At 72.0% G+C, this 2,936-nt stretch carries 3 protein-coding genes and 1 pseudogene; 2 read left to right on the top strand and 2 right to left on the bottom strand.

Annotation, left to right across the window (positions count from 1 at the left end; all coding sequences use genetic code 11):
* On the top strand, positions 1-208 hold a 208-nt coding region (locus G6028_RS16920), incomplete at its 5' end, for an adenosylcobinamide-GDP ribazoletransferase (RefSeq protein WP_182659562.1).
* 138 nt (positions 209-346) lie between these two features.
* Here G6028_RS16920 and G6028_RS16915 read toward each other — a convergent pair.
* Positions 347-1,438, bottom strand: coding sequence for a branched-chain amino acid aminotransferase (locus G6028_RS16915; protein ID WP_182659561.1), 1,092 nt, complete (start codon positions 1,436-1,438; stop codon positions 347-349).
* Between the two features lie 29 nt (positions 1,439-1,467).
* Complete coding sequence (gcvT, locus tag G6028_RS16910; protein ID WP_179525021.1) at positions 1,468-2,580, bottom strand: glycine cleavage system aminomethyltransferase GcvT; 1,113 nt, start codon at positions 2,578-2,580, stop codon at positions 1,468-1,470.
* Between the two features lie 143 nt (positions 2,581-2,723).
* On the opposite strand from gcvT, the pseudogene G6028_RS16905 reads away from it, so the two are divergent.
* Positions 2,724-2,936: pseudogene (locus tag G6028_RS16905) on the top strand (leucyl aminopeptidase); the annotation flags it as partial.

The following is a 2,936-nucleotide window of genomic DNA, read 5'->3' as shown; positions in this document are numbered from 1 at the left end:
GGCGGCATGGTGGGGGGCGGCATGGTGGGGGGCGGCATGGTGGGCCCCGACCATCGGGGCTGCCCTCGGACTGTCCCTCTACGCTGCTGCCGCGGGCTTCGCACGCCACGCCGTCCGCCGCCTCGGCGGGGTCAACGGCGACGTCCTGGGGGCGGGGATCGAGGCGGGCACGGCCGCAGCGCTGGTCATCGCCGTCATCCTGGCCTGACACCCGTCACGGAAAGACCCGCGCGTCAACGAGAAGACCGTTCCGCACACCCCCTACTCGAGAAACGTGTGCGGAACGCTCTTGGCGATGGAATCGGGCCGGACGCGGGACCGGACGCGAGGCCGGACGCGAGGCCGGTCAGGCGAGCGTGGTCATCCAGCCGAAGGTGTCCTCGACGGACCCACGCTGGATCCCGGTGAGGGTCTCGCGCAGACGCATGGTGATCTCGCCGGGCCCGCCGTCGCCGACCGTGTACCCGCCCTCGGCGTGCTTGACCGAGCCCACCGGGGTGATCACGGCGGCGGTCCCGCAGGCGAACACCTCGGTGACCGCCCCGGAGGCGACCCCGGACTCCCACTCCTCCACCGAGACCTTCCGCTCGGTCACCGGGTAGCCGAGATGGCGCGCCAGCCGGATGAGGCTGTCGCGGGTCACGCCGGGCAGCAACGAGCCGGACAGTTCGGGGGTCACGATCTCGGCGGAGTCGCCGGAGCCGAGGACGAAGAACAGGTTCATCCCGCCCATCTCCTCCACGTACTTCCGCTCGATCGCGTCGAGCCAGACCACCTGGTCGCATCCCTTGGCCGCGGCCTGCTCCTGGGCGCGCAGCGAGGCGGCGTAGTTGCCGCCGAACTTGGCGGCGCCGGTGCCGCCGGGGCTGGCGCGCACGTACTCGGTGCTCAGCCAGACGCTCACGGGGGCCACGCCGCGGGAGAAGTACGCGCCGGCCGGGGAAGCGATCACCGAGTAGAGGTATTCGTCGGCCGGCCGCACGCCGAGCCCGGTCTCGGTGGCGATCATGAAGGGCCGCAGGTAGAGCGCCTCCTCGCCGCCGGCGGCGGGGACCCAGTCGCGGTCGATCGCCACGATCTGCCGGAGGGACTCCATGAACAACTCCTCGGGCAGCGTCGGCATGGCCAGACGCTGCGCGGACCGGTTGAAGCGCGCCGCGTTCTGCTCCGGGCGGAAGGAGGCGATGGAGTCGTCGGCCTGCCGGTACGCCTTGAGGCCCTCGAAGATCGTCTGGGCGTAGTGGAGCACCACGGCGGAGGGGTCGATCGACAGCGGGGCGTAGGCCTCGACGGTGGGGGTACCCCAGGCCCCGTCTGAATACGGGAGGGTGACCATGTGGTCGGTGAAGTGCTTGCCGAAGCCGGGAGCGGCGAAGATGGCTTCGCGCTCGGCGGCCGTCCTCGGTGTGGCCGAGGGGCGGATGTCGAACTGGGACATGTCGTCTCGCTTAGGTGAGAAGGGGCGGGTCAGCGGGTGCGGATCTCGACGAGCGGGGGTACCGCGAGGCGGCACGGTACCTCTCGCCCCCGTACGTCGACGACGACCTCGTCGCCCTTCTTCAGGCCGGCGTCCAGCTCGACGAACGCGAGCGCGATCCCCGTCTTCAGCGTCGGCGAGAACGTGCCGGAGCTCGTGACGCCGACGTCGCGTCCGCCGGCCCGCACGGTCTGGCCGGCGCGCAGGACTCCGCGGCCCGTGACCTCGAGCGCGTACATGCGCCGGGCGGGCCCGGCCTCCTTCTGACGCAGCAGCTCGTCGCGCCCCCAGAAGGACGGCTTGTCCCAGCCGATGGCCCACGCGCAGCGGGCCTCGAGCGGGCTGAGGTCGAGGGACAGCTCGTTGCCGTGCAGCGGGTAACCGGCCTCCGTGCGCAGGGAGTCGCGGGCACCCAGCCCACACAGCGCCCCCTGGCGAGCGAGGACCTGCTCGGCCAGCGCGTCCCAGACCGGGCCGGCCTGATCCCACGCGGGCAGGACCTCGAAGCCGTACTCGCCGGTGTACCCGGTGCGGCAGACCCGGACGGGAACTCCGGACCAGTCGGCGTCGACGAAGGCCATGTAGTCCAGGTCGATGGGCAGGCCGACCGCGGTGAGGACCTCCCCGGCGAGCGGGCCCTGCACTGCGATCACGGCGCGGGAGCGGTGCTCGTCGGTGACGCTGACCTCGGGCGCCCGCTCGGCCGCCGCGGCCTGCATCCGCCGCACCACCTCGGCGGTGTTGGCGGCGTTGGGGATGAGGAAGATCTCGGAGTCGGAGACGCGGTAGGCGATGAGGTCGTCGACGACTCCCCCGGACTCGTCGCAGCACAGCGTGTACTGGGCGCTGCCGGCGGAGATCCGGTCGAGGTCGTTGGTGACGCAGGTGTTGACGAACCCGGCGGCGCCGGGGCCGGTCACGAGCGCCTTGCCCAGGTGGCTGACGTCGAACAACCCGACGGTCGTGCGGGTGGCGTGGTGCTCGGCGACGGTGCCCGAGTACTGCACGGGCATCGACCAGCCACCGAAGGGGGCGAAGGTGGCCCCGGCCTCCACGTGACGAGAGTGCAGCGGCCCCTCGTAGAGGTCCCCGGTGTCTGTCATGTGGCCACTCCTCGCGCTCTCCAGTACGGCTCCGCTCCCACGGTAGTCGATAGACTATGGTGCCCTGGCCGTGGCGGTCCCGCCACGTCATCAGGGCATCTGACACGTCCCGTACGTCCCCGCCGACCACCAGGAGTGCTTTCATGCCCACCGCGCAGTCGATCCTCACCCACAGCCCGGACCTCGCCGCGATCGAGGCCGTCACGACGCCTGTCGAGTCCGAGGTGGTGGTGGTCGGTATCGCCGCGGGCGCCGACCCCGGTGACGCCGACGGCGGTTCGGACGCGGCCCCCGTCGTCGTCGCCCCCGGTCTCGACGGCGAGGTCACCGCGGCGCTGGCCACGCTGGCCCACTCC

Source organism: Dietzia cercidiphylli (assembly GCF_014145145.1).
GTDB classification, from domain to species: domain Bacteria; phylum Actinomycetota; class Actinomycetes; order Mycobacteriales; family Mycobacteriaceae; genus Dietzia; species Dietzia natronolimnaea.
The sequence above is the reverse complement of the archived record's forward strand: the minus strand, read 5'-3'. Positions and strand labels throughout refer to the sequence as shown.